General features: G+C 44.8%; 20 protein-coding genes. 8 read left to right on the plus strand and 12 right to left on the minus strand.

The window, feature by feature from the left end; genetic code table 11:
- Positions 1-144: 144 nt before the first annotated feature.
- On the minus strand, positions 145-1623 hold the full coding sequence (locus QUA36_RS27600; RefSeq protein WP_333459759.1) for a bifunctional orotidine-5'-phosphate decarboxylase/orotate phosphoribosyltransferase: 1479 nt from the start codon (positions 1621-1623) through the stop codon (positions 145-147).
- Between the two features lie 255 nt (positions 1624-1878).
- Here QUA36_RS27600 and QUA36_RS27605 point away from each other — a divergent pair, with 255 nt between their 5' ends.
- Positions 1879-2127: a pentapeptide repeat-containing protein gene (locus tag QUA36_RS27605; protein ID WP_333459760.1), complete on the plus strand. Its 249-nt coding sequence runs from the start codon at positions 1879-1881 to the stop codon at positions 2125-2127.
- A gap of 47 nt (positions 2128-2174) precedes the next feature.
- Positions 2175-2885, plus strand: a complete 711-nt coding sequence (locus QUA36_RS27610) for a DUF547 domain-containing protein (RefSeq protein ID WP_333459761.1) — start codon at positions 2175-2177, stop codon at positions 2883-2885.
- 63 nt (positions 2886-2948) lie between these two features.
- Here the strand turns inward: QUA36_RS27610 and QUA36_RS27615 are convergent, their stop codons facing one another.
- Positions 2949-3155, minus strand: coding sequence for a hypothetical protein (locus QUA36_RS27615; RefSeq protein ID WP_333459762.1), 207 nt, complete (start codon positions 3153-3155; stop codon positions 2949-2951).
- A gap of 375 nt (positions 3156-3530) precedes the next feature.
- Here QUA36_RS27615 and QUA36_RS27620 point away from each other — a divergent pair, with 375 nt between their 5' ends.
- Positions 3531-4160, plus strand: coding sequence for a hypothetical protein (locus QUA36_RS27620; protein ID WP_333459763.1), 630 nt, complete (start codon positions 3531-3533; stop codon positions 4158-4160).
- Between the two features lie 21 nt (positions 4161-4181).
- On the opposite strand, the gene QUA36_RS27625 is transcribed toward QUA36_RS27620, so the two are convergent.
- Both QUA36_RS27625 and QUA36_RS27630 read right to left on the minus strand, forming a co-directional pair.
- Positions 4182-5519, minus strand: a complete 1338-nt coding sequence (locus tag QUA36_RS27625) for a hypothetical protein (protein ID WP_333459764.1) — start codon at positions 5517-5519, stop codon at positions 4182-4184.
- A gap of 349 nt (positions 5520-5868) precedes the next feature.
- Positions 5869-6462 (minus strand): Uma2 family endonuclease, encoded by a 594-nt coding sequence (locus tag QUA36_RS27630; RefSeq protein WP_333459765.1) that lies wholly within the window; start codon positions 6460-6462, stop codon positions 5869-5871.
- 191 nt (positions 6463-6653) lie between these two features.
- On the opposite strand from QUA36_RS27630, the gene QUA36_RS27635 reads away from it, so the two are divergent.
- The 3 genes from QUA36_RS27635 (at position 6654) to QUA36_RS27645 (ending at position 10210) form a co-directional block, all read left to right on the plus strand.
- Positions 6654-8054 carry a DUF2157 domain-containing protein gene (locus QUA36_RS27635; protein WP_333459766.1) on the plus strand — a complete coding sequence of 467 codons (1401 nt, stop codon included), beginning with the start codon at positions 6654-6656 and terminating at the stop codon, positions 8052-8054.
- A gap of 98 nt (positions 8055-8152) precedes the next feature.
- Positions 8153-8851, plus strand: a complete 699-nt coding sequence (locus tag QUA36_RS27640) for a GDYXXLXY domain-containing protein (RefSeq protein ID WP_333459767.1) — start codon at positions 8153-8155, stop codon at positions 8849-8851.
- Between the two features lie 216 nt (positions 8852-9067).
- Positions 9068-10210 (plus strand): hypothetical protein, encoded by a 1143-nt coding sequence (locus tag QUA36_RS27645; protein WP_333459768.1) that lies wholly within the window; start codon positions 9068-9070, stop codon positions 10208-10210.
- Between the two features lie 240 nt (positions 10211-10450).
- Here the strand turns inward: QUA36_RS27645 and QUA36_RS27650 are convergent, their stop codons facing one another.
- A complete protein-coding gene (locus QUA36_RS27650; RefSeq protein WP_333459769.1) occupies positions 10451-10786 on the minus strand; it encodes a hypothetical protein in 336 nt (111 codons plus the stop codon).
- 701 nt (positions 10787-11487) lie between these two features.
- On the opposite strand from QUA36_RS27650, the gene hemH reads away from it, so the two are divergent.
- Complete coding sequence (gene hemH, locus QUA36_RS27655) at positions 11488-12651, plus strand: ferrochelatase (protein WP_333165534.1); 1164 nt, start codon at positions 11488-11490, stop codon at positions 12649-12651.
- 194 nt (positions 12652-12845) lie between these two features.
- On the opposite strand, the gene QUA36_RS27660 is transcribed toward hemH, so the two are convergent.
- Positions 12846-13457 carry a DUF4126 domain-containing protein gene (locus tag QUA36_RS27660; RefSeq protein ID WP_333454094.1) on the minus strand — a complete coding sequence of 204 codons (612 nt, stop codon included), beginning with the start codon at positions 13455-13457 and terminating at the stop codon, positions 12846-12848.
- A gap of 315 nt (positions 13458-13772) precedes the next feature.
- Here QUA36_RS27660 and QUA36_RS27665 point away from each other — a divergent pair, with 315 nt between their 5' ends.
- Positions 13773-15059 carry a Glu/Leu/Phe/Val dehydrogenase gene (locus tag QUA36_RS27665; RefSeq protein WP_333165551.1) on the plus strand — a complete coding sequence of 429 codons (1287 nt, stop codon included), beginning with the start codon at positions 13773-13775 and terminating at the stop codon, positions 15057-15059.
- Between the two features lie 82 nt (positions 15060-15141).
- Here the strand turns inward: QUA36_RS27665 and nrdJ are convergent, their stop codons facing one another.
- The 6 genes from nrdJ to QUA36_RS27695 form a co-directional block, all read right to left on the minus strand.
- Positions 15142-18435 (minus strand): ribonucleoside-triphosphate reductase, adenosylcobalamin-dependent, encoded by a 3294-nt coding sequence (gene nrdJ / locus QUA36_RS27670; protein ID WP_333459770.1) that lies wholly within the window; start codon positions 18433-18435, stop codon positions 15142-15144.
- Positions 18436-18640: 205 nt separating this feature from the next.
- Positions 18641-18928 carry a hypothetical protein gene (locus QUA36_RS27675; RefSeq protein ID WP_006630975.1) on the minus strand — a complete coding sequence of 96 codons (288 nt, stop codon included), beginning with the start codon at positions 18926-18928 and terminating at the stop codon, positions 18641-18643.
- A 150-nt stretch (positions 18929-19078) separates the two neighbouring features.
- Positions 19079-21241, minus strand: a complete 2163-nt coding sequence (locus QUA36_RS27680; protein ID WP_333459771.1) for a DUF4394 domain-containing protein — start codon at positions 21239-21241, stop codon at positions 19079-19081.
- A 575-nt stretch (positions 21242-21816) separates the two neighbouring features.
- On the minus strand, positions 21817-23481 hold the full coding sequence (locus QUA36_RS27685; protein WP_333459772.1) for a hypothetical protein: 1665 nt from the start codon (positions 23479-23481) through the stop codon (positions 21817-21819).
- A gap of 77 nt (positions 23482-23558) precedes the next feature.
- Entirely contained in the window at positions 23559-24512 is a 954-nt protein-coding gene (locus QUA36_RS27690) for an ABC transporter ATP-binding protein (protein WP_333459773.1), read from the minus strand.
- Between the two features lie 181 nt (positions 24513-24693).
- A partial coding sequence (locus QUA36_RS27695; protein ID WP_333459774.1) for a DUF6745 domain-containing protein occupies positions 24694-25931 on the minus strand: 1238 nt, incomplete at its 5' end.

Consider the following 25931-nt stretch of genomic DNA (forward strand, 5'->3'; position numbering starts at 1 on the left):
GGCATAGAGTTGAATTCCTTGACGGGGTAGATTCATATATCTCTTTTTTTGTCAACTTCTAATACTGTACCGACGCTATAGTTCTTACTCGTTCCCCGGCAGAGCCTGGTAACTAGCCAAACCCGCCCCTACAGGAATTGGGGTTTAATGTTCCGCAGTCAAAAGATGGAATTGCTCGGTATCGATGCGATTTGCTTGATACAAAGTTTGAGCTATTTCCGAAAGCGCTAACACAGAATGGGCGCGATAACCGTTGGCCTGCATCTTATCTTTGACTCCCTGTTCGTGGTCGATTAATACCACGATATCTTCCACATTCAACCCAGCAGATTTTAACTTAGCCGCGCCTTCCATCACGCTTTTGCCACTAATCAAAATATCATCGACTACGACAATCGTTTCTCCTGCCTGAAAATGCCCCTCAATTAATTTGCCCGCACCGTAAGTTTTCACCTCCTTGCGCGGGAAAATCATCGGGCGTTCCATCCGCAAGGCTAAACCAGTTGCAGTGGGTAAAGAACCGTAGGGAATTCCCGCAATGCGATCGAATTTTAAATTCTTGAGAATGTCTGCATAAGCGCTGACAATTTGATGGAAAATCTGCGGAATTGAGATAATTTTCCGCAAGTCGATGTAATATGGAAATACGGCGCCGGATGCTTGTACGTGGTCGCCAAAAACTACGCAGCCGATGTCATAAAGTTGCAAGATTAAATCGCGGTGAGGTTCCTGTTGCAAAAAGCAAACATCGGGCAGCCACAATTCGCAAGTGGGACTACCTTCGATCGCCCGCAGCCTCTGTTTATTAATACTATCCCGCAATTTCTCAATTTCTCGGCGCGGCTCTTTCCCCGCTAATAAACTCGGGGGGACTGGCAGCAATAAATCTTCACCATTCTTGCTTAAACCGGCGGCCAGCAGTTGTGCGAGGTCGTTTTCTTCTGTGAGGTCATTTTCTTCGGCGATGTCTCCTTCGACTAAAATTAGGCGTTCAGGAGCCTCTTTGCGGATGCGGGCTAACATATCCGGCAATACTCCTACTTCTAAACCGACTTTTTCGGGAGTTCCCCAAGTTTGAGAGAGTCGGACTAATTGCAAGTAAAAAGGGTTGTTTGGCGTCGGGTATTCTTGAACAGCCGCCGCTGACGGGTTGGCGGTGGCACAGAGGACAAAAACAGTTTTTCCAGCGTATAACAAAAATGGCGCTACTTGGTCGAATCCGGGATAGGGACTTAAAGTAATAGCGTCAACTCGCCAGTCTTGAAATACAATTTTGGCAAACACTGTGCTGGTATTTAAATCGCAGTGTTTGGCATCTAAAATTACTGGCAGGTGAGGGGGAATAATTGTTAAAATTTCTTGCAGCAATGCCCAACCGGGAATACCGAGAGATTGGTAAAAACCGAGGGTGATTTTGCAGGCACAGATTAAATCGGCTGTTTGGTCGATCGCACTTTTTAGCTTTGACAACAAATCAGTTACAAAAGTTTGAGTCTCTTCCCCAGTCATGGAAACTAGGGCGGGCAAGGTTTCCGGGTCGGGGTCGAGGGCTAAATAAAGCAAACTTTGATTGCTTTCAACAGCCGCTAACAGTTTATCGAAAAAGTTGGTTCGATCCGTCATAGTGTGTTATGGAGGTAAGGGGAATTTAAAAAATTGCAGCTCAAAGTGGGAGGGGTGTTGTGCCGGAAGAAACCGATCCCCGTTGAAATTGAAATTAAGAATCTTTTAAGATTGTAGAATGTAAAGAGCAGGAAATCTGTAACTTTGGGAGCAGTTTCATGGGGAATGATTTTCGGGTTGGCTACACCAGTGATTGCACTTAACCCGCAGCAAATCAATTAGTTGCGGTAAACTAACCAGTGTCCGGGCGGCGATTTGAGCGGCATTCGCCTGCGGTACGCGAGTTTAGCAAATGCGAATTTGCCAGGGGCAGATTTGAGAGGATCAAATTTTAGGGAAGCTAATTTATCCGGGGCAAATTTGAGCGGGGCTTCTTGGCGGCAAGCTAATTTACAAGGCGCTAATTTTACTCAAGCTAATTTAATCCAGAGCCCGTTTGAGGGGGTTAATCTAAAAAATGCTACCGTTGCAGGTGTTATTTGGGTTGAGGGTAGTATTAAATAGAAGCAGAAGCTAAAGCAATGCCCGCCTTAGATTAGGGATAGTAATAAATGATCGGTACGATCGACTTTACGATTTGGGACGAGTTGCTGCAACGCTACGTTGACGATTTGGGCCGCGTCAATTATCGGCGCTGGAAAGCTGAGGGGGCGGATGTTTTGAGGGGGTGGCTGGAAAGTTTGGCCGATGTGGATTTGGCGGATGGTACTGATGCGGATGCGCGGCTGGCGTTGTGGCTGAATGCGTATAATGCGATCGCAATTTCTCAAGTTCTGGAAGTATATCCGATCGCGTCCATCCGTCCCAAAATTTTGGGAATTCCCAACTGGCTGAGTTTTTTGGATTTTTTCACTCGTTCAAATACGATTATTGGCGGCAAAAAGTACAGTCTCAATCAAATCGAACACGCAATTTTGCGGCCGGAATTTGCGGAACCGCGCATCCATTTTGCATTAGTTTGCGCTTCAGTCGGGTGCCCGCTGCTGCGCCGGGGGGCTTATTTCCCGGAGTCGGTACGGACTCAACTAGAAGCGGATGCCAGCCGTTTTATTCACAATCCTGATAAGGTGCGATATGATGCCGAGAAAAAGACGCTTTATTTGAGCCAAATTTTTAAGTGGTACGGCGAGGATTTTGTAAAGGCGGCGGGTTCGGTGGCTGAGTATGTGGGCGGTTATTTGGGGCCGGAGGTGGCTGTGGGTGATGGATGGGCGATCGTTTTTTTGCCTTACGACTGGAATTTGAATCGGGTTGATAGTTGAGATTTGCGCCTGTGGATAGGTGTTTTTTTCAGGGGGTAATTTTTTTAGTCTGTCGTTACCCCTTCAAATTGCCAGATTCAACAGGGCGATCGGATGACTCCGAGGCAACAGGGCGATCGACTGACACTCGCACTCGCACCGCTGGCAAGGTGGCAAAATGCAGCCATCTAGCGGGGTGTAGAGGGTTTTGGGGTTGATTACACGTCTACCGAGGCTGGCACGGCTACAACAGCACCACAGGCACGGCTGCACGGTCGGAGCGGTTGGCACGACTGCACGGCTTAGTCATTAGATATCAGTCATTAGTTTTTAGAGGTCGGAGCGGTGGCGGTCTAGTGGTGGCGGTCTAGCTTTTTTGCGTCACACTCGCACGTTACAACCTACGGCTTTTTTTTAACTGGATTGGGTGGCAGTGTTGGTACGATCGGAGCGGTTCAGAAGGTTGCGAGCGGTCACATTGACATCCAAAGCGAAACGCATTAAGCTGTTCGACATTTAAAGGAAAATAGTAGGGTGCGAGCGCTTCAATAAGTGTTTCCCATGTATAATCAGTGTTCTAGCTGATGCACCTTACCTGGATCGTTAATGGTTTAAATACTCCACAGCTTATAATCAGCATAATAAATTGTTTTATGGAGACAAGCAATGACTAATTATCATTACTGGCAATATTTTTTAAGTTTGGAAACAGACTTGATTACTACGTCACGTTTTATTGAATTTAGTGGTGTTGATGATGTAAATATTGTGAATAATGGTAATACTTTTTCTACTGAATTACTTAGAATTTTTTTCATCTCTTGTGCTGAATGTGAAAATATACTTAAGATTCTTGCAACAAGAATAAATTTGTCAACAAATCCAAGAGTGAATATTAAACAGCTACGAGATATTATAATGAATTCAGATTATAGAACATTATCAAACCAAATTATTTCTTGCCCAGCTTACAATTTAGATTTAAAACCTTGGTATAAGTGGAATATACCTAATAATTCTCCTCAATGGTGGACAGATCATAATACCTTAAAACATGGACGATCGAATGATAACAATTCTAATTATCACTTAGCAAATCTCTCTAACACCTTAAATTCTGTAGCTGCTTTAATGTGTTTACTTTACGAGTATTACAAAAAAGAGATAAATGACAATGAGGGTGAATATTCTGTTTCTATTCCTACTGTATTAGCACCAAAACTTTTCATTCCTAAAGTATCAGGTTTAGGATTTGGAAATGAAAATTGGGTTTGGCAACCACAATCACAACTTTAATCTTATAGAATCTATAAAAGGTTAAGAATTGATATTATTCCCATCTCCTTTGCTTTTATTTTCTTCCCTTTTAGCTCTTTTTAACGTTTCGTTTTTCATCTTCTGTCTTAGTGTTAACAGGGACTTCATGTCATTTAATGTGAGGCTTCCTTCATTAATCATCTCCGACATCAACACATTAGCAGGTATGGGAGGTTCCTTGGATCTTATTTGTGAGAAATTTCTATTGTCCTTGTTTCTTTCTAACATTGATTGAGCTATTCTTCCGACACTATAATTTAATCTCTCTCTCCTGTTAGCTTTATTGATGGCATCATTTTTTGTCCACAATGGTTCTGGCTGTAAGTCAGGAATGTTATCAAATTCTCTTAAAAGTGCATCGTCACCTGTAAATTTGCAAATCTGTTGAGCTATCACTTTGCAACAACTTTCAGGGTGAATTAGTATTTGCCTTTCGCTAAAACGAATTACATACCAGTCACGCTCTTGAAAAAAATAATTACGGTTATCGTCTTGACCTATACAATGATTTGTTTTCAACGGAGAATTGTTAGGATATTGGCGTGGTGTGTATGGTTCATCTATTTCAATATCTATTGAAATTCGGTTGTTTTCATGGTCAACGTAGGCAAAATCTGGTGTGTAATCTACTACCATCTTTAAGATGAATATTTTATCATCATTAAAATATTTTCTGAGCAGTTTAGGAAATTGAGAATTGTGAGGGTATTCTGCAAATCCTCTTTTGTCTTCGGCTGATTCTATATTAAACTTTTGGGGGTTAAGTGATAAAAACGCTTGTTGACAAGCCTTCATTTTCCAATCATTAACTTTTTGGGGAGTTTGTAAAATTTCAATTTCCTGCTGGTAGATTTTTTCTAATTTTTGCTTTTGATGTTCCCATTCAGCAAGCAACTTTTTATGTTTAATTTTATCTTGATGTCGGGATTGTTCCCATTTTTTAATAATTTTAGAATAACTATTCTGTTTTTCCTGGTAAGCTGTTAGTTTTTCTCGATATTGGCTAAGTCTGATAGGATAGCTTTCAACTTGGTTATAACCAAACCAAACCACTCCTAATGTTAACATTATAAAAAAGACCCCTCCGGCTCCAATGTTATTACTAACGCTACTAATAAAGGCACTGATTATAGATACTCCTAGTTCAGAAAGAAATAATGTAATTATTTGTAACTTCTTAGGAAGTAACTCAATAAAAACTTCGGGTTCTTCTGGTTTAGGTAGTGTTTGAAGTATTGGTTCAGGTAAAATTTTAGGTTGTTCGGGTAGTGGAGGTAAGCTTGCCAAAGCTTTTTGAATAGAAAGCGGATACAAAATCACTGGGTAAGTAGTATTCATATAGTTCAGGGAAATGTTTTATTATTTTAGCACTAAGCGGTAACATACCATTATTCTTAATCGTAGTTTGAGATATTTAATCTCACCCTTCAACGTCGCCGTAACAGTTTCGAGTCCTAGGCGGGGAATTGTGAGTATCCCCGCCTAGATTTATTTAGCAAAGTAAGGTTGATGATATTCTCACGTCACTATCTAAAAATGGTGTGACTGTTAGCGAAACTTACAGGTTGCAATCAACCTAAATCCCTATCAGGGATTGAAACATGGCCTTAATCAGGTTGAGAGTGGAGATTTTCACTAATCGGTAGGTGGTTAGATGAATGCTAACCAATTAGCTATTGATCCGCCCTTAAACCACTCCACTCAAAATCTGTTGAACCGTCAAACTTAGCTGTGGAAACATCGGAGATACGATCGCCTCTCCATCCCGAAACACCCCAACCTCAACATATTGCCCATTTTCAAGCCGGAAAACCGTCACCACTTCTTCTATTGGATCGATAACCCAATACTCTGCGATGCCCCGCGCTGCGTACTGAGCTCGTTTGCGATCGTAATCCCGATCCCTGCCCACTCTACCCGGACTCACTACCTCCACAACAAACCGAGGAGGCAGCATATCGAAAGTGATAGTTAGCCTGGTTGCTGTCAGCGGAATGTGTTCAGGTTCCAGAATTATCAAATCGGGGTAGCGGTTGGCCGCATCTCCCGATCGCAAAACAGCAACTTGAACCTCGCAATTGTGCGTTTTAATCAGCCTGAGTGGCACTAGCCCGCTGCTAGCAAAATAGAAAAATAGATAGTTAGCAATGAAATTATTAGGTTCAGATTCTGGTGGCAAAGCTATTAACTCCCCATCAATCAACTCATAGCGTTGGCCCGTATCATTTGAGTAATTAAGGTACTCGTCAAAAGTTAATTTTTTAGATTGAGCTTGTACCATAATATTACATTCCTTGATTTATTCGTTTCTTTCTGCTGCGAATTTGTTTATGTAGAAACGGTTGCAACAGCCGAAGGAGATCAATCAAATCTGCTGTGCAAGTTCAGCAGGTGTCCCAGCCTCCATCGACAATCAACCCACAAGTGACATATTAAAAACTATCACAGTTCAAATCCTCTGGAATATTAAAAATGATTTCAGATAAATTTCGGCGCGAGTTGCGAGATCAAGCCAAACTCTGGCAAGCAGAAGGACTCATCGACACTTCATTCTACCAACAACTTTCCGAACGCTACCAATTCAACACACTCGAAACCGCCTCCCGCAACCGATTCCTCAGCATTCTCATCAGTCTCGGCGGCATTCTCCTCGGTATAGGAGTCATCACCTTTGTAGCGGCAAACTGGCAAGTTTGGTCGCGGGAAGTGAGAGTTGCGCTGCTGCTAAGTCTTTTCGTAGCAGTCAATGCAGCAGGTTTCTATCTGTGGCGAATTCCCCCATCCCGAAGCCAAAACTCCAATCCCAATCTGCCCGCAACAAAAGGGCGAAACAAACTCCTAGGTGAAGGATTGTTGCTATTAGGGGCTCTGATTTTAGGAGCAAATATGGCATTGATGGCGCAAATGTTCCATATTGGCGGTTCTTCCTACGGACTTTTCCTTGCTTGGGGAATCGGCGTGCTCGGAATGGCTTACAGTTTGCGGTTGACTTCCTTGGGCGTTTTGTCCGCACTTTTAGTCGGTTTAGGCTATTGGCTGGCCGTGTTAGATTGGTCTTCCAAAGTCGAGTTTTCTTGGCTGGAAGTTTTGGTGCGGCAAATGCCGATCGCAGCGAGTATAATGTTTGTGCCGCTGGCTTATTGGTGTCGATCACGTGCTATTTTTGCCATAGGTGCGATCGCGATAATTTTTTCCCTACAAGTTTCTATCGTCCAAGGCTTAAATCTAACCTGGGGTACAGCAATTTTTTGCGCCCTACCGCCCGCTTTGCTGTGGGGATACGACGATGCAATCTGGCCGAAGGTACGCAACAAGCTGTTTCAACCTACCGCCCGCAGTTTAGCCCTGCTGTTTCTCGCCGGTGTGTTTTATGTTCTTTCTTTCCACTGGTGGTGGCAAGATTTGCCGAATTTTGCGCCAACGGAGTCGGATTGGGTTTTGCTGGCAAATGTGGCTGTTTTGGGCGGTTTCACGCTGTTTGAGTGGCTGCGTTTGGGACGTTTGGAACTGCGGCGACCAAGACAAAAAGCAGTGGATTTGACTACAAGTGCGATGGGGATTTTAATCCTCGCCAGCGCCTTAATACCGCTTATTCACCTCAATTTTACTCCCCTTCCTCAATTAGCAACTTTTCTGTTCAATGTTTTATCATTTTTGCTCGCTGTCGGCTTAATCCGAGAAGGTTTAGCATTAGGAAACCGCCGGACTTTTTGGGGAGGCATGGTATTAATCACCCTACAAATTATCAGCCGAGTCTTTGAATATAACACAGGATTGTTGCTCAAATCTTTTGTATTTGTTTTGTGCGGAATAGGCGTAATAGCTGCTGGTTTGTGGTTCGAGCGCCACTTCGCAAAAATCCCCGATGAATAGAAATTATTCATCTCTCTCTTCTCTCACTCAGCGCCCTCTGCGGTCTCAGTGGTTTAATCATTCCGAAACCACCGTAAACAATATAACCCATACATAACATGAACACAAACAACATTGACTTATTAGTTAAAAATCCAGATACAACAAATCAGTTTCTGCTTCCCCCGGAAGCAAAACGCCTTCCCGCGTGGCGAATGTGGGTTCCTTTACTCTTGCAAATCGGACTAATTGCCGCCGTACCCGCCACCGCCGTTTACACTTTTATTACTGGGAAAACAGTTGTCCTGCAAACAGCACCAGTAGACCCTTACGACTTTTTGCGCGGATATTACCAAGTTTTGAGCTATGATATTTCCGCTAGCACAAATCTCCAAAAACTCCCCGGCTGGAAAGATTTACCTGCCGAAAACACATCTTGTCCGCCTGGGGCTGCTTGTCCACAAAATACATACAATGTCAAGCCACAAACCAGTTTTTATGTAATCTTAGAAGCGCCAAAAGCGGCGACTAATCCCGGCCGCCCCCAAGCTTGGAAACCCGTCCGCGTCAGTCTGGAAAATCCCACCAATTTGCCCGCCAACCAAATCGCAATTAAGGGCAAATATAACGGTTGGCAGATGGAATACGGCTTAGAAACTTATTATATGCCAGAGGATGAAAGGGAAAAAGTCAATCAGGATATTAGCGAAGCTCAAAGGAAGCAGCGACAATCTTTTTTGGTAGAAGTAAAGGTTGACAAAACAGGCCATGCTGTGCCTGTGAGTTTGTGGGTGCGCGATCGTAATTATCGATTTTAGCCAAAAAGGGCAAAAGGTCGATCGGCGTTTTGGTCTAGCTTTGAGTATTTTAGCTTAGGGAGGGGGCGGAGGTTGGGCGATACCCTAACGCAACGGGCTCGCAGGCACGTTGGGGATAGCTTCGCTCGCGCAGACATTTCAATTGCCGACAACCCAGGAGAATCTATTAAGATATATAAGACTTGTGCAAATCTTGCCAGTTCAAGGGCGCAAGTCATGACTCTACTGGAGCTTCTCATGTTAGCCGAGCTAATCTCAGCCAGACGAATACTCAAGACCAAACTCCTCGACTTCTTAGGACTTCCCGAAAATTGCCCAGACAAAACAGATCATCTCGTCAACCGAATTGTATCCCTGCTGGAAGCAAATCCCGCCGAACAAGAAAGATTTTGGGAGACATTCAAAAGTGAATTAGCCGTCGATCCGGTAGAATTAGAAACAATACTCAAGTGTTCGCCAGCAGAACGCCAGCAGTGGATTGAACAAGACAAACTCCCTATTTTAGAATACCGCTCTTTCCGCAAATCAGGAATCCATCTAGAATATCCCGTTCACGACAGAAGATTCATCTTAAGTCTAACGCCAACCGATATTAATAATTGGCGCCAAGAACCCAAAGGGCTGATTAAAAATAATCACCAAATACCCACCCCAATCAATACAGAAAAGCCTGAAGAAAACGAACAATCGCGATTAGCTTTTAGTTCAGCTTGGGAAAAAATCATAGCCGACTGGAAAGAACAAGGTTCGGCGGAAATTTCAGCAACCTTCCAGCTAGCTTACTGGACAGTTTGGGCGTCGCGCTGGGCAAAAGAAAATCAGCTCAACAGCTTTAAAGCAATTAAATATAAGGAAATTTACGAAGCTCACCAGCAGGAATGGTATCAGCGAAAAAATCAAGCAGTCAAGTTACTGATTGAAATGCCCTACGCCATGCTTTACTTCTACCGTCCGGCGGATTCTGACAAATTATATCTCGAACTGTGCGACGACCACGAGGAAATGATGAAAGATGCCTACTTTTGGGATAAGTGGGATTTTTTCTATCAGAACCGCAAACTTGTAAATAAGTGCCGCGAATGTGTGTACTGCGAAACCAAAGATTATTACTCGCTTTACTACCTGGAAATCAAGAGCGACAAGTTTCCCGATTATAGCTTTTCTTTCCACACGCCTTACACCATAGGCAGAAAATTTTTGCCGCATCCAGAAACGCTGCCTTATGTCGAACACGTAGAACAGGACGGCATTTTTCGCTTTGGCCGCCCGCTGCTGGAACAAGAGAAAGCTATTCACACCGAAAAGGATGTATTGCTCAAGTTTGAGGCGGCTTTGGCAGAAGCGAAAAAGTTTGTTTAGTCATTAGTCATTAGTCATTAGTCATTAGTCATTAGTCATTAGTCATTAGTCATTAGTCATTAGTCATTAGTCATTAGTTAGTAGTCATTAGTCATTAGTTAGTAGTCATTAGTCATTAGTCATTAGTCATGAAGGATTAGCGATGAGTAGACATTCTTCATTTTAAAAGTAAGAATTCAGCAGTATTTAGTCAATAATTTGCGCGTCCATTACTAATGACTAATGACTGCTGACTAATGACTAATAACTGCTGACTAATGACTTTTGAACTTGGATTACTTGAATGCTGGCGCCAGCATAAAGTTTGGGTTGTGCAGTTACTTCGGAATTGTACGATCGCCATCCTACCTCTGCCAACAAACTCCCCAAGTCAGTTTCAGTCTCAAACAACCACAAAAATACAGCCAACCCTGGCAAAAATACCGGATTTGTGGGTCGATGAAAATCTACCAAAATGAATAGACCACCGGATTCGATCGCGCGGTATACTTCCTGAAAGATTTGTCGCAATTGCGCCCGTTGCATTTCGTGGATCGCAACGCTGCTGCGTACTCCTGTCAAACTGACAGTCGGCAAAAGCTTCTAAATAATAATTGGCTGATGGTACATTTTTCCTTGCCCGTTGTCACCCAAACGAGGATTGCCGCCTACGCTCAAAGCAGCCAGACGCGCGATCGCAATCCTAGAGACACTGATACCGATAACTTAAATCTCTAAAAAGTGTTGCCATAGTCAAAATTATGTATACCTTGCTATCGACTTAAGATATTATCTGGAAATTGGGTTTAAAACCCCGTCCTTCTAGCACGGCTTTAATTTCTTAAATCCATTCCCAAAAATCAGGGAATTGCTGGCACTTGTGGTATACTACGATAGTCAAGGTTAAACTCCTTTGCCTCAAGTGAAACAGTTAAGACACACTTTTGGGCACAAACTGTTGGACACAGAGCAGCGAAAACTCTTAAAACAGCTAGAGAATCAACGTATTCTCTTTACCAGGAAACAAATATTTGGTTCATTTGTTAAGTAGGGTAGGGCATACCCGAACTCTAGGCTATATCCTAGTACGCTTTTGGAGACAGACCCTCTGGGGTTGCTGTGAGTTGAACTCGTCAATTGGTGGTATTTTCTACGGTTGAAAGGTTTAAAAATTGCCGCAAGGACATAGCGCTTAAAGGTCAGTCGCTGAATTAAGAATCCCCACGCCTTTAGGCCCGGGAGTGTCAAATGATAAAAATAAGTAACAGAACTGAGACGATGGGAGAGCTGTAACCGCTATGGGTCGTGTGGGAGTATTGCTATTAAACTTGGGCGGGCCAGATCAAATCGAGGATGTCCGTCCTTTCTTGTTCAACTTGTTTGCTGACCCGGAAATCATTCGCATTCCGTTTCCGTGGATGCAAAAACCCCTCGCCTGGTTGATTTCGACCCTGCGTTTTCAGAAATCCCAGGAAAACTACCGCCAAATCGGGGGCGGCTCTCCTTTGCGGCGAATTACCGAGGAACAAGCCCTAGCCCTGCAAGAACTCTTGCAAGAAAAGGGACAAGATGCTCGAGTATACGTGGGGATGCGCTACTGGCATCCTTTTACTGAAGAGGCGATTGCCAAAATAAAGCGCGATCGTATCGAACATTTGACAATCTTGCCGCTGTATCCTCAATTTTCCATCAGCACCAGCGGTTCTAGCTTCCGGCAGCTAGAAGAAATGTGGGGCAAAGATCCTGACCTCAAGGATATACAATATACCGCGATTCCTTCTTGGTATCAGCGGCCTGGTTACATTCAGGCAATGTCGGAATTGATAGCCCAACAACTAGACCACAATCCGAATCCCGATCGAGTTCACATCTTTTTCAGCGCCCACGGCGTCCCCCTCAGCTACGTAGAAGAGGCTGGAGACCCCTATCAGCGCGAGATTGAAGATTGCACTCGTCTGATTATGGAACATTTGAATCGATCGAACGAACACACTCTAGCTTATCAAAGTCGGGTTGGCCCTGTGGAATGGCTCAAGCCTTACACCGAAGACGCCATTACCGAATTGGCAGAAAATGGAGTGCAAGATTTGTTGGTAGTTCCGATTAGTTTCGTTTCCGAACACATCGAGACTCTACAAGAAATTGACATGGAGTATCGAGAATTAGCAGAAGAATCGGGGATTGAGAATTTCTACCGAGTCCCCGCCTTGAATACTCATCCGGTGTTTATTGAAGCCTTGGCCGATTTAGTCATCGAGTCGATGGAATCTCCCAGCGTTAAATTCTCTGATGTTATACGCCCTTCCAAGACAGTGAAAATGTACCCTCAAGAGCAGTGGGAGTGGGGTTTGACCACGGGGGCGGAAGTCTGGAACGGTCGTGTGGCGATGATTGGTTTTGTGGCACTATTGCTGGAGTTAATTACGGGTCAGGGCCCGCTACACTCGATCGGATTGCTTTAAATTGACAGTTGACAGTTGACAGTTGACTGTTGACTGTTGACTGTTGTTACAAATGACTAATGATATAAAATCAGTTGGGATCGGAATTATTCATCTCTCTCTTCTCTTCCTCAGCGCCCTCAGCGGTCTCTGCGGTTAAATCATTCCGAAACAACCGTAAACGATATTACTAATCACCAATAACTCATCACTAACTAATCAGGATCGCGCTTGTGGCGGCGGGGATTTCCCCTATCGCCCGGTATTCCCTGACTTTTGTACCAGCGATACCACTCTTTAGAACTGCGAATTGCCAGCCACAGCAGCGTCATCGCAACTAACCCTCCCTGCCGTGGTGCGTCAAAGGCAAACAAAACCAAGGAAATGCACAGAACATCTTGGAGGAAAATCACCCAAATCGGCAAACCCCGCAGCCGATAAAACCATCCAGCTTGTACCAGTTGCAGCACTAAAGCCAACAAACCTCCGACAATACCAATTATCCACAGCATCCAAGGGTGAGCAATAATTTCCTCGATCGAACTTACCTGAGCGATCGCAATTCCCATAATTGCTCCTACAATGGGGCTAAAAATAATTTGCACAATTTGCAGTACCCGTTGTCCTACAAAGGTTTTAGAAGCAAATAACTCTAACAGCGACCAACTCACCAAGATGGTGATAGCCACTTGGGGGGGAACCCCCGATAATAGAGGTATTTCCGACCAAAGTTTGTCAATCCGCAACAAACCAATTAACAGCAGGGGCAGGGCAATTCTCATACCCCCTGCCGCAGACGCAGAGAGTGCGGCTAGGAGTCCAACCATAATAATAATAATTCAGTTTCTAACGTCAGCTAAAGCATCGAGCTATTTCAGAATTTAATTCCCCTGATGGCTGGCTGTGATTTGAGCGAGCGAACTCAAATTGGGGTTTGAGCTTAAATATCACCCTCTATTGTAAGTGTATCTGCTTAATCGCTGCTTGGCACTGCGATATTGTCGATCGACACAAAGTAGTTGACTGTTGTCAGAAGAAAGGAGGCAGCATTCAACCAGGATTGTGATTAAATTAGCTTAAGCACCCGAAGCCTTCTTCTGACAACAGTTAACAGTCAACAGTCAACAGTCAACTAACTTCTTATGTCTGAATCATTATTTGCCGATGCCAGCCGCCGATTAGAACGAGCCTTAAAATATGTGTCCCTTTCCGAGGATACGATTGAAAGGCTGAAACACCCCAAATCTAGTTTAATTGTATCGATTCCCGTGCGGATGGACGACGGTTCCCTGCGAATTTTTCAAGGTTATCGGGTGCGCTACGACAATACCAGAGGCCCGTCTAAAGGAGGAGTGCGCTATCATCCGGGAGTATCCCTTGATGAAGTGCAATCCTTAGCATTTTGGATGACTTTTAAATGTGCAGTTTTGAACTTGCCCTTTGGAGGAGCAAAGGGCGGAATTACTCTCAATCCCAAGGAATTGTCCAAACTGGAATTGGAACGGTTGAGCCGGGGATATGTCGATGCGATCGCAGATTTCATCGGCCCCGATGTAGATATTCCCGCGCCGGATGTCTACACCAATCCCATGATTATGGGTTGGATGATGGATCAATACAATATTATTAAGCGGCAGCTTTCTCCGGCGGTTGTGACTGGTAAACCAGTGACAATTGGTGGCAGCTTGGGCAGAGATACGGCTACAGCAATGGGTGCTTTTTTTGTAGTACAAACTATTCTACCCAAATTTGAGCTAAATCCTCAAGATACAACTGTCGCAGTACAAGGGTTTGGTAATGCAGGTGCAGAAATAGCTGAACTGCTCTGGAAAGCAGGTTACAAAGTTGTTGCTGTCAGCGATTCCCAAGGGGGAATTTATGCTAAACAAGGGCTGGATATCCCCAGTATTCGAGGATTTAAAGACTCTAACAAAGGTATCAAAGCTCTTTACTGCGAAGGTTCAGTTTGCAATATTATCGAACACGAAATCTTGACAAATGAACAGCTTTTAGCATTAGATGTAGACGTGCTGGTTCCAGCAGCTTTGGAGAACCAAATAACTGAAGCGAATGTTAATGATATTAAGGCTAAGTTTATTTTTGAAGTAGCTAACGGGCCGATTGATTCGGCTGCTGATTTGATTTTAGAAGCGAGGGGAATTCAAGTAATTCCTGATATTTTAGTTAATGCCGGAGGCGTAACGGTTAGTTATTTTGAGTGGGTGCAAAATCGCAGCGGACTTTATTGGACGCTGGATGAAGTCAACCAGCGGTTGAAGCATAAAATGGTCGAAGAAACAGAATCAATTTGGAAAAAATCTCAGGAATTGTCAGTTTCCATGAGAACTGCGGCTTACGTGTACGGGTTAAATCGACTCGGAGAAGCGATGAATGCGAAGGGAACGCGGGATTATTACATAAAAGGTTGAGAAACAAAATCCCCGACTTCTTTTGGTTATCTTCGTGAAATATCGAAGTAATTTCAGAAGTCGGGGATTTGGCTATTGGCTATTACATAGCCTTAGTCTCCGGCATCAAACACTTATCAGAATCACAGCCCGCCGGCCCGGAATCCATCATTTCACCTAAGTCATAGCGACTCAAAGCCGCGTGAAAAACATCAATTTCCCGGCGCGCTAAAGTCTCTTCCACCATCTTGGTGTAAGTTTCCTTGCTCACCGGTTCAAAGGGCAAACGCGGAAAAGTTTCAAGAGCATCAAACCTAGCCAAAAGGGCTGCGGAAATGTAGCCTTCATCATCGCGAATCGCTTCATAAATCCGAGTGCCCAAACTTTCCACTTCATTTTCGCGCAGTTCAATCGTGGCCGAAGTGTTATGTCTGACATAGAACTTTTGCACCTGCATATAAAAGTCCATTTGTGCCGCCGCTGAGAACTTGTTGATGTCAATTTCATCAGCACCGGGCAAGTCAGCCCAACTTACTGCAACAGGTATTTCTACCAGCCATTCTGTACAGCGTTCATCAAAGGGATTGTTCAGCAAATTGCCGTTTTCATCCTTGTCAGATTGAGACGGAATCACGTTGTATCCGTAGTCGATGCAGGCGAGGGCTACGGGGTCGTTTTTGCCGAAAGTGATTCGGCGAATGAAACGCTGGGCTTTCGGCGGATGCCAGCCGGGAGAAGCACCTGTCAGCAGAGATTTAGTACCCGATGGTTGAACCGTTGTGCAGCGATTTGGGCGTTTTAAGGAATGGCGATCGCAATAATCCCAAACTACCTCATTGACAATCTCGCGCCAACCACTCAAATACTCTTCTTCCCGCTGTTTAAAAGCGATTCCTTGCGGAGTTTGCGGGCGACCTTCCACCCACCAGCGCAGCCACTCAACGCCAAAAGCGTGAACGAAGAAATCGAACAATCCCGTGAAAGATACGCCGACAATCGGGTCTAGTTCGCGGCTGTATTGATAGCGGGGTTCAAGAAATTTGTGATTGAGAAGTACGGCGACAGATAGAGCCGCCGCCTTGAAAGCTTCCTCCTGTTCTTTGAAATTGTAAGGGTCAAGTTGATTGAGGTGGATCTCAGAAAGATTACAGTTTCCAGCTAGGGTATTGCCGAAAACTCCCTTATGAAACTCTGGTTCGTTGAAGCAGTAAGTATCGTGCAATCCTGGTAATTCTTCGACACTTCTGACCACTTGCCATTTACCTTTGTGTTTAGCATTCGTCCCTTTGCTCACATCTAACCGCTGACAAGGAATTTCACCACATTCAGTAATTTGCAAGTAGTACAAATCTCGACTTCGGACACCGTAATTAGTAATTGACCCTTGATGAGCGCAAAGATTTAGCGACGAACGAATACCACATTTGGTCAAAAGTAACTGAAATCTAAAAGCGCGATCGCGGTCAGAAATATAAATTCTGATACCATTACTGTGGGTATTCGAGCCGTCAGTATCGGCTAATCCAGCAATAAAATGTAAAATTGCTTGCCGATTCCAGCTCGCAATTACATTTAGTGCTTCTGGGTTAACTTTCAAACTTTTCAGCAACTCTCCAGAAAAGCTCAAGTTAGTTACATCGGTAAAAGCAGGTAAATAGTCATAGCTTCTTTCTGGAGACTTATTTCCTGCTACTGATAATGCCATTTTTTGTTCGTAAAGTCGAACTTTCGCATTCTCATTTTTGTCTGTAGTCCCATCTCCTACAGCCACCCCCAAAGTGTAAGCATAACTTGAATCGATATTCAAGCCATCTTCATACTGAATTGTAAAAGGTTCAGTATGAATGCTATATCGACTTGTATCCATCAAGTCTTTGGTTTGAACTTCTCTGTAAACTTTACCAAAGCGATCCTTGACAAAAAAGCGATGATATTCTGTGGCATCCAGATAAGTACCATCACCAAACTTTACACGATAAAGTTTGCGTCGCCCGCCACAAGTATCACTCGCTGTCTTAAATGGTGTGACGCAGCTCCATCTTTTACCATTCCAAATCTCGATTTCAGTTCCAAGAACGTCCTTTATTTTATGCAGTCCGTCTCTAGTAATTAGCAGAGTGTCGCCACTGACACAATGAAAATTAGAGCCGATGATTTCACCACACGGGTTTAAGCCCACACGGACTAACCGATGCTCTAACTCGCCAGCAGTCATGTTAGGATGGCGCTCCTGCAACCACTCTTTAGCTTTTCCTTCGTCGTAAGCTTTCAAAAACTCACTTCTAAGACTCGGTGTTGAAAGTAAATCAACGTTAGATCGAGCTACAGCTTCCCCGGCCCATTGAATCGCACCTTCGCCGCTGTAATACTGTTTACGGACAGCATCAATACATTCTTCTAGTGTAGGTTTGGTATGGAAAACTCGCGTATGGTTGGCCATCCGAAGGGCATCGCGTTCTGGATCTATTCTCCAGTTGCCGCTTTCATCTTGTTGCCACAGATTGTTTTTAGCATTTGCGGCCAGTTCGTCCTCAAAAGAAAACTGACGCATTCCGGCCGATCTTCTAATATTTCCAGCGACGATCGTGACCGCCGCTTCATCTATCAACACGCAGCATTCAACTGAATTTAACTGCCGCCCTAAAGCTTTATTCAAAATTGCGGCGCAGCGCTGATAAAGGTCGGGCAATTTGACCGGATTTGCTACTCCTCCAAAACCTTTTAAAGGTTCTCCCACCGGGCGAACGTCGCTCAAATCGATGAATACTTGAACTTCTCCTGCAAATCTTTCATCTGTGGATAATTCCAGCAAAGTTTGATAGGAATTTACCCAACCTTGGCGAGAATCTCCGACATAAATAGTTGCGGTTTTTTCTACTATTTTTACTTCTGTTTCTTGACGGCGCAACTGGGCGGGTGTAGAGCCGATTTCGCCTTGCATGGTTAGGGTTAAACGGTTGCGAATCGGCGGCAGTTGGTTGATATATTGTGGTTCCAAGACTGCCCCAGTGCCGCAGCCCATCATTGCCAAATCCATTAACAAACCAAAGGAACGCCAGTCGATAATATTTGTTGAGGAGCAATTATATGCACCGGAAAAATTCTCTGGTTGCTCGATCCATTTGCTGCCACCTACCCACAGCCAGCGGCCTGAAGCGAGGGTTTTGAGCTGGTTTTGCATCCGGTGCAGCAGTTGTGTTTCTTCGGGGGTGAGGTTTCCAAGCTTTTGCAGCCCCTTGACTGTTCGATCGCACACTTCCTCCCAAGTTTCCCGCCCTGTCTCGGTACGGCGGCTGTAAGTCCTAAAAAATACTGGATTGGCTGCGGGTGCTGTTTCGGGGAAATCGGACAGGTTGCGTTTCTCGCTGGCACTCGATCGCTCTAATTCTCGAACCATAGGTTGTGTACTGACGTGTCGGAATATATCAAACTACGAATATACAACAGGATTCAGATTTAGGGTTAAAGGTTAATATATTTGACAAATTGCACTAAATATGGGGCATAGAAGTGTACAAGCTCGATCGGGCGAGATCCTCAAAACTTGACAAAAAAACCCGATTTCTTCCTGAAACCGGGTGAAGCGCAAATCTTGTCAATTGTCAATCCTTTGTCAATAAAAACTCAATATTGGGTAACAGCGGGTCTTGAACAACCCCCACACCGTTAAATCCCCAACGTTCAAGCAGCTTTTTTACCTGAGAACCGGAAATCGATTCTACTCCGAATCGATCGGCAACATCAGCAGCGTGGGCATTGAGATAACTCAAAGCGTCATAGTCTTCGCGAAACATCAGCAGGTAACTCACTGCCGCATCTGGATTGGGATTCGCGGACAGATATTTGCCATCACTGCGGGAACGTAGCAAGTAAAAAACTTGAGATAACATTTTATCTTGTTTGTCAAAATAATAGATTAACTCAAATTGGGCATTGGGAATCGGGAATCGGGAATTGGGCATTGGTAAATTAAAAAAGTTTAATTATTTTTCTTCCTTCTTCCTTCTTCCTTCTTCCTTCTTCCTTCTTCCTTCCCCTATTTAAATCAAAGTCAGCGCTAAGCCTTTAATCCCTCGCCCGTCACCAATTTGACCGACAATCGAAGCTTGACCGGTCGTCAAATTGATATTGTACAGGCTAGAAACTCCGCCAACCTCGATCGCAGCTAAAGCCGTCTCGTTACCGCCAACACTCCTGACATCAAAGCCGAGAACGGTACCAGCATCAATTCCCAAAGATCCGATCGTATTCAACACTCCATTATTCGGTGGATCTTGCCGCACCAAAATGTCTAAATTGGTGTCAATTGCAAACAGCGTCGTCGAATTTGCCCCTGCTAAGTTATTCACATACGCCGCCGCAGCAGCCGCGCCGGGATTGCCAAAATTAGGATCGCCCGCAGCATAAGCCAAATTCCCGTCGAGTTGAACTCCCCCCGTCAACGTGTCAAAATCTACAAGTGCCCCAGTATCAGGGTTGAGACGGGCGTTTTGACCGGCTTGATTGACAAACCGAATTCGATCGACTGTCGGATTGAAATCAAAACCCGCAGCCCCCGGAGTTAGGGGAACAGCAAACTGGCCGCTACCGACTGGACTTGCTTGCCCAGTAACGGGATTGATCGCGTACAAGCGATTGCTAGAACCCACACCGTATAGCAAACCGTTAGCGGGGCGAAAATCAATTCCCAGCAAACTTTCTCCCGGCTGCAACCCTGTAACTGCCGCGTCGCTGAGAATTGCCCGCGGTGCCGCCTCATTAAAACCGACAATTGTTTCAGCGCCATTTCTGACAGTTAAAGCGTAAGCTGTAGGCAAAGGCAAAGCCAAACCGTTAATCTGTCTCCCGTCGGCAATTTGACCGACAAAGGAAGCTTGACCGCTACTTAAATTGATATTGTACAAGCCCGAAACGCCACCAACTTCCAGCGCCGCCACTGCCACCTCGCGGCCGCCAATACTCCTGACATCAAAGCCGAGAACGCTAGTAGCATCAACTCCCAAAGATCCGATCGTATTCAACCCTCCATTATTCGGCGGATCTTGTCGCACTAAAACATCCAAATCGCTGTCAATTGCAAACAGGGTTGTCGAAGTTGCGCCCGCAAAGTTATTCGTGTACGCAGCCCCTGCAGCAGCCGGATTTGACCCAAAATTGCGATCGCCCGCAACATAAGCTAAATTCCCGTCGAGTTGAATTCCCCCCGCCACCGTGTCAAAATCCACAAGTGCCCCGTTATCCGGGTTGAGGCGGGCGTTTTGATCGCCTTCATTGACAAACCGAATTCGATCGACTGTGGGATTGAAATCAAAACCCGCAGCCCCCGGAGTTAGGGGAACAGCAAACTCCCCGTTACCGACTGGACTTGCTTCCCCAGTCATCGGATTGACAGTATACAAGCGATTGCTAGAACCCACACCGTAAAGCAAACCGTTAGCCGGCCGATAATCAATTCCCAGCAAACTTTCTCCCGCTTCCAATCCAGTCACGGGCAAATCTGAGATCACACTTCCCGGATTGGAAAGACTAAAACCGACAATCCGATTAGCAGGAGTTAAAGCATAAGCCGTTGTCCGCGCTGGAGGCGGGGGGCTGGGAACAACGCTGCTAATATTATTAGTGAAACTTGCCTGGTTAATCGCACTTTGTCTCACCCCTTGGAGGGTAGCGAGAAATTCTCCTGTTACGCGGTCTTGGATAACAGTATTGTTTCCAGCTTCGAGAATATTTAAGTCGGTAAAACTGAGACCTTCTCCCAAACCGATTAAATCTGTACCGGGTGTAAAATCGGCGATCACGTCCGCATTTGCCAAACTAACACCCCCACTGGTACGGAAAGGGTCAGCCTCAGCGTAGCGCCTCAAAACAAATAGGTCTGCCCCGTCTCCGCCTATCAGGATATCAGTATCTCGATCGCCCGACAAAACATCATTGCCGGAGTTTCCAGATATGGAATCGCTGCCTTTGCCGCCAACTAAAAAATCGTTACCTTCTCCGCCGTTAATAATGTCGTTATCTAAATCTCCAAAAAGCGAATCTTGACCAGAATTGCCATCAATTAAATCGCTTTGCTTACCTCCATAAATGCTGTCATTACCAGAGTTTCCGGCAATGGTGTCAGTGCCCATCAAACCAAAAATCAGGTCATTTTCTGGAGTTCCTGCTAGCAATTCTGCTTGTGCGCTGCCTCTAATATCTGCCACGATCTAATTACCCTCTAAATTTGATACTTCTGTTGCCTAACGGCAGCGGTATTCTCAGTCAAAATATCACAAATTCACACTTTTAGGATAGTTTTTCTTATTTTCGGCTGTAGGGGTGGCTTGCCATAAAACTATTACACGCAGCTAAAATAATATATAAACCAGCCCCCGGATTCAAATAAACCCACTCCTAAATACAGATCGCTTAGCCGTATTTTATAGTTGGGTGTGTAGCCAAGGGCGATCGCACCTTAACTGCAAACAGGCAAGCTGAAATTTTTAGCGGTGCGAACTTATGAAATTTTGTACTGCGTTCATTAGTAATATACGCTGACGCTATAATTTTGGATCTGTACAGTCATAAATTATTTTTCGACTTTAATCTTAAAGCCTGCGAAGGTGGGCTTTGTCTGTGTAGCGGCGACCACCATCGGTTAATATAAAGTGGAGTATAAATGCGGAATTGGCATAATAAGTTAGTCGAACAGTCGTCTGAATACGACTTAAGCTTTCAGGCAGGGGTTTAAATCCCTGCCTGAATCGGAGTTTCACGTTTGATCCCTTCCCCTGCTTTTTCAAGCTTTCAGCAGTGCTTTAGAAGCTGATTGCCCTGCGAGTCTCAGTTGCGATCGCAATTTGAAGTTCAACAACACCAAGACACTCCACTGACTCAGTATGGAGAGCAAAATCGTATTTCCTGACGCTGCGACAGACGACGAAGACCAAAAGCCACCAAATGTTAAAGACAACCAGAGAATAGGAGCTTTTTCTGGGGTTAGCAAGAGCATCGATAAAATCAGAGGCGGCAACAAGAGAGCGCTGCCGACTGTGCAGGCGGCCCAAATTTCCTGATTTCGGGTTTTGGTAAATAGGAATAGTTGGGTGATGGCTGCGTAAATTAGGATGAGATTCAGACAGCCAATTACACCCCCAAATCCGTTTATCTCATTTTTTTCCAACAGCGCCCAAGGTGTTAAAATTATTACTGAGCTGAGGAAATTGATCGCGATCGCAACTACAGCCGGACTTTTATCGCTCCAAATTAAATCGAGTAGTGGGTAGCGTCGCCACAGCTTCTGATTGCTGGGAACGATTTGTTTCCGATACCTCGCCCAATCGTACAATGATTGTCTGTCAGATGTTAAAGCTGCAATTAAAGCTAAGAACATCACCAAATTCAAGATAAGTAAACAGATGAGATTACCGCCGTTTGGGGGGTCTGATTGGAGTGCAAAGCCTAAAAATATTACCTGACAGCAGATAACTAGCAAATAACTTTGCCGCTTGCTCAAAACTGTAGCACTGGGATTGGGAAAGCGGCGCTGCCATCCCTGCCACATCCAGTAGATTCCTGTACCACAAACTAAGAGAGACAAAGCAATTCCCATCGCAATATTTGTACCCACTGGCGAGTAAAACCATTGCAACTTGTCTAAGTTTTCAGCTAACGAATCGAAATCAGTTTTATCAACTAGAAAAAGCGGATATCTCAGCATAGCAAGGGGAGACAAAAAATGTAACACATCCAAAGCAGTTCGCGTGAGCGGAAGCCAAGAAATCCCAAACACAACAAAAACCATAGCGCTAGCCAACCAAGGTTGAAATCCTCCCAACCAACTGGTGGTCAATCCAAATAGCATGGCAGTGCTGTAAAACAAAGCACAGCTAGCTGCCACTGCTATGTAGAAACATAAAATTTCATTCAGAGGTATTTGAGCAGCTAATCCAGCGTACAGGTGCAGGGGTACGGCCAGAATTGTTGCTAAATAAAGTAAAATTGGTACGCCAAGAATTTTGCCCAGAAAAATTGTTTTGGCAGACTGGGGACTGAGGCGAATAAAGTTGAGTGTCCCGCGGCGTTCCTCCTTGTCTAAGTCACTGACCAGCATATAAGTCCCTGCTACTAATAAAGCTAACACGCTCGATATGCTCAGCAAAATGAATATCTCTAGCCACCACTCCCGCCAGTTAATGACAAAGTTGCCCAAGGCATCTCTGACACACTTTCTCGTAGAGGAATCGGCAGTCTCTAGGCAAAATCTGTGATAGGTGGGATAAGTGTACTCGCCATTAGCAGGGGGAACGGGTATCTGGGCGCTGTAATACATGAATAGCAGCAGTTGAGCGCCTAGGGAAAGGGCAGAGACGATCGCCATATTGCCAGTATTCAAGCGACCTTTGATTTCTCGAAATAACTGGGGATTCCAGTTGCCTATTTTGTCTAGTAAGTGGAGTGTCATTGGTTATTGGTAATTAGGAATGGGTGACGACTCAGTTATAACTCACTGTTTATTCTGGTAAACCGGAAACGAGCAAATTAGGATGCTTGCTGGTGTCCCATCTTGAGGAAGATGGTTTCTAAGTCTTCTTGAGTGCAGTGGAATTCGGTTAGGGGAATGTTGGCGGCGACGAGTTCGCGTAATAAGTTTGCGGCATCTTCCTGGCTTCCTGAAAAATCTACGCATACCTGTTGAGTTTCCGGGATTATGGTCCAATTTTCCACCCAAGGAAAGTTTTTTAATGCCGATGTTAGGGCTTGTAATTTATTTCCTAAAACCGACATGAAAATTTGCTGGCGGCTGAGGCGTTTGTAAAGTTCTTGTAAAGGTGCGTTTTCGACCAGATATCCGAGTTCCATGATGCTGACCCAGGTACAAAGTTCGGCTAAGTCGCTGAGGACGTGAGATGATATGACTACGGTCATGCCGACTTGTTGCAAAACTTTGATAATTTCGCGGAACTGCATTCGGGCGATCGGATCTAAGCCAGAAACTGGTTCGTCTAACAACAACAACAGCGGTTCGTGGATAATAGTTCTCCCCAAACTCAGGCGCTGTTTCATCCCCCGCGACAGGGTGGAAATTAAGCTGTTGCGCTTGTTGGTTAGTTGCACGAGTTCTAACACGGAATTGATTCGCTCTCGGCGGCGCGGTTGCTGGAGGTTGTAGAGTCGGGCAAAATAGTCTAAATAATCCCAAACAGTCAAGTCGTCGTAGAGGGGAAAGTCGTCGGGAAGAAAGCCGATGCGCTGTTTGAGAATCGGGTGCGATCGATCGCGCAATAACCTATCGCCATTGATGTAAATTTCCCCTATAGTCGGTTCCTCAGCCGCCGCCAGCATTCGCAGCAAGGTAGTTTTGCCGGCACCGTTGGGGCCGATCAGTCCGCATACTTCGCCTGCAGCTACTTGCAAATCGATGTCATTGACGGCTATATGGCGATCGAATTGTTTCGTCAGCCCGCGAGTTTCTATTGCTAGTTGTTTTGCCATGTTTGGAGGGTGAATGAAGTTTTATCGGTGCATTCCTGGCATGGAAATAGAAGTCTACAACTAGCCTAGCCCGTTCTTCAATGAATTGTCAGCTCCGTTCTGAAATTAAAAACTCAAACGCTTTTATATCTGCTATGCCCGATGCCCACGAGCATCTAATTTACCTGAGAAAGGCTATATATCAAGTCTGCACGGAAAATTCCTCTGGATCAATATCCCAATTTACCCAGCGAATTGCCTTCCTAGCAGATGTCAGGTTAGGCGGCACTCTCAAAGCGTGAATGAATCCCGTACTCGGACAAGTCATTTTTAACAAACAAATCGGCTCGACATCTGCGTTATCTATTTGTAATAGTGCATATTCCTGCCAACTATCTATTTGTTTTGCTGACAATTCTTGACAAATGCGATCGTAACCAATTCCTTGAATTAACACTCGCCGAAGTTCGGCATTCTCTTCTGCTAAAAGCCATTGGGATTGCCATTGATTGGGGTGGACTTGGCCGTAGTTTTCAGGCAATCTGACACCGTGATAATAGTAAAAATTCCATCCATCCGCAAACTCGATCGCAGGTTCTCCTTCCGCGTGCAAGCGGTTTTCACTGTCAAAGCGCAGGTGGCGCGGGCGATCGCACACCGCGCAAAACTTTTCAAAGGGAAATATCCAACCGCAATGCTCGAAAAGCTGCTTTTGGCAGTGATGTATTTCTTGTGCCTTTTGGGAAAGATTGACGCCTAATGAAGAGATATACCATTGGGTCAAATAGATTTCTTCAAACAAAGTCGTGGGGGTTTCAGGATCTCCAAGGGATAACAAACTGTAGAGGAAAACATTCGCCATCCTTTGTTCCGATCGCCAATAGCTGCTAACCAATTCCTTCATTAGCGAACTCAGTGTACTCTCTGCTTCGGACTCGATCGTCATGCGATCGAGCTCATACTCCCACACGCCCGGACTTGCAAATTCTCCCACAATCGATGGGGACATCCATTCCCACTCTAGCTTTTTCCCCCATCTATTCCTCTGCCATTCGGGTGACCAGTTTTGTGAATGGTCGTGTTTGAGCAAGTTGAATATTTGGAGACAAACGTCGCGGGGACTGCTGCAAATAATAATTTCGGGTTGTTCTAAGCCAATAGCTGCATAGACAAATTTGATGGCTTCTGTGGCTTTTTGACCATCAATTGGCCTAGTCGAGAGAGTAAGACGTTTCTGTGCGAGTTCGCCTAACACGCACAGAGGGGCAAATTGATTGTTGTTGAGATACAGTGTTGTCAGATTGGTGAGCTCGCGCAAGGCGCTGATATCGGTAATTTGATTGTTGTTGAGATACAGGCTTGACAGATTGGTGAGCTCGCGCAAGGCGCTGATATCGGTAATTTGATTGTTGTTGAGATACAGGCTTGACAGATTGGTGA

It is taken from the genome of Microcoleus sp. Pol10D4, from assembly GCF_036701555.1.
Taxonomy (GTDB): domain Bacteria; phylum Cyanobacteriota; class Cyanobacteriia; order Cyanobacteriales; family Microcoleaceae; genus Microcoleus.

Coding starts and splice junctions, on each gene's coding strand:
- QUA36_RS27675 (WP_006630975.1), bottom strand. CDS start 18,928: ATGTTATCTCAAGTTTTTTACTTGCTACGTTCCCGCAGTGATGGCAAA.
- QUA36_RS27665 (WP_333165551.1), top strand. CDS start 13,773: ATGTCTGAATCATTATTTGCCGATGCCAGCCGCCGATTAGAACGAGCC.
- QUA36_RS27610 (WP_333459761.1), top strand. CDS start 2,175: ATGATCGGTACGATCGACTTTACGATTTGGGACGAGTTGCTGCAACGC.
- QUA36_RS27685 (WP_333459772.1), bottom strand. CDS start 23,481: ATGACACTCCACTTACTAGACAAAATAGGCAACTGGAATCCCCAGTTA.
- hemH (WP_333165534.1), top strand. CDS start 11,488: ATGGGTCGTGTGGGAGTATTGCTATTAAACTTGGGCGGGCCAGATCAA.
- nrdJ (WP_333459770.1), bottom strand. CDS start 18,435: ATGGTTCGAGAATTAGAGCGATCGAGTGCCAGCGAGAAACGCAACCTG.
- QUA36_RS27645 (WP_333459768.1), top strand. CDS start 9,068: ATGACTCTACTGGAGCTTCTCATGTTAGCCGAGCTAATCTCAGCCAGA.
- QUA36_RS27690 (WP_333459773.1), bottom strand. CDS start 24,512: ATGGCAAAACAACTAGCAATAGAAACTCGCGGGCTGACGAAACAATTC.
- QUA36_RS27600 (WP_333459759.1), bottom strand. CDS start 1,623: ATGACGGATCGAACCAACTTTTTCGATAAACTGTTAGCGGCTGTTGAA.
- QUA36_RS27630 (WP_333459765.1), bottom strand. CDS start 6,462: ATGGTACAAGCTCAATCTAAAAAATTAACTTTTGACGAGTACCTTAAT.
- QUA36_RS27620 (WP_333459763.1), top strand. CDS start 3,531: ATGACTAATTATCATTACTGGCAATATTTTTTAAGTTTGGAAACAGAC.
- QUA36_RS27625 (WP_333459764.1), bottom strand. CDS start 5,519: ATGAATACTACTTACCCAGTGATTTTGTATCCGCTTTCTATTCAAAAA.
- QUA36_RS27660 (WP_333454094.1), bottom strand. CDS start 13,457: ATGGTTGGACTCCTAGCCGCACTCTCTGCGTCTGCGGCAGGGGGTATG.
- QUA36_RS27635 (WP_333459766.1), top strand. CDS start 6,654: ATGATTTCAGATAAATTTCGGCGCGAGTTGCGAGATCAAGCCAAACTC.
- QUA36_RS27640 (WP_333459767.1), top strand. CDS start 8,153: ATGAACACAAACAACATTGACTTATTAGTTAAAAATCCAGATACAACA.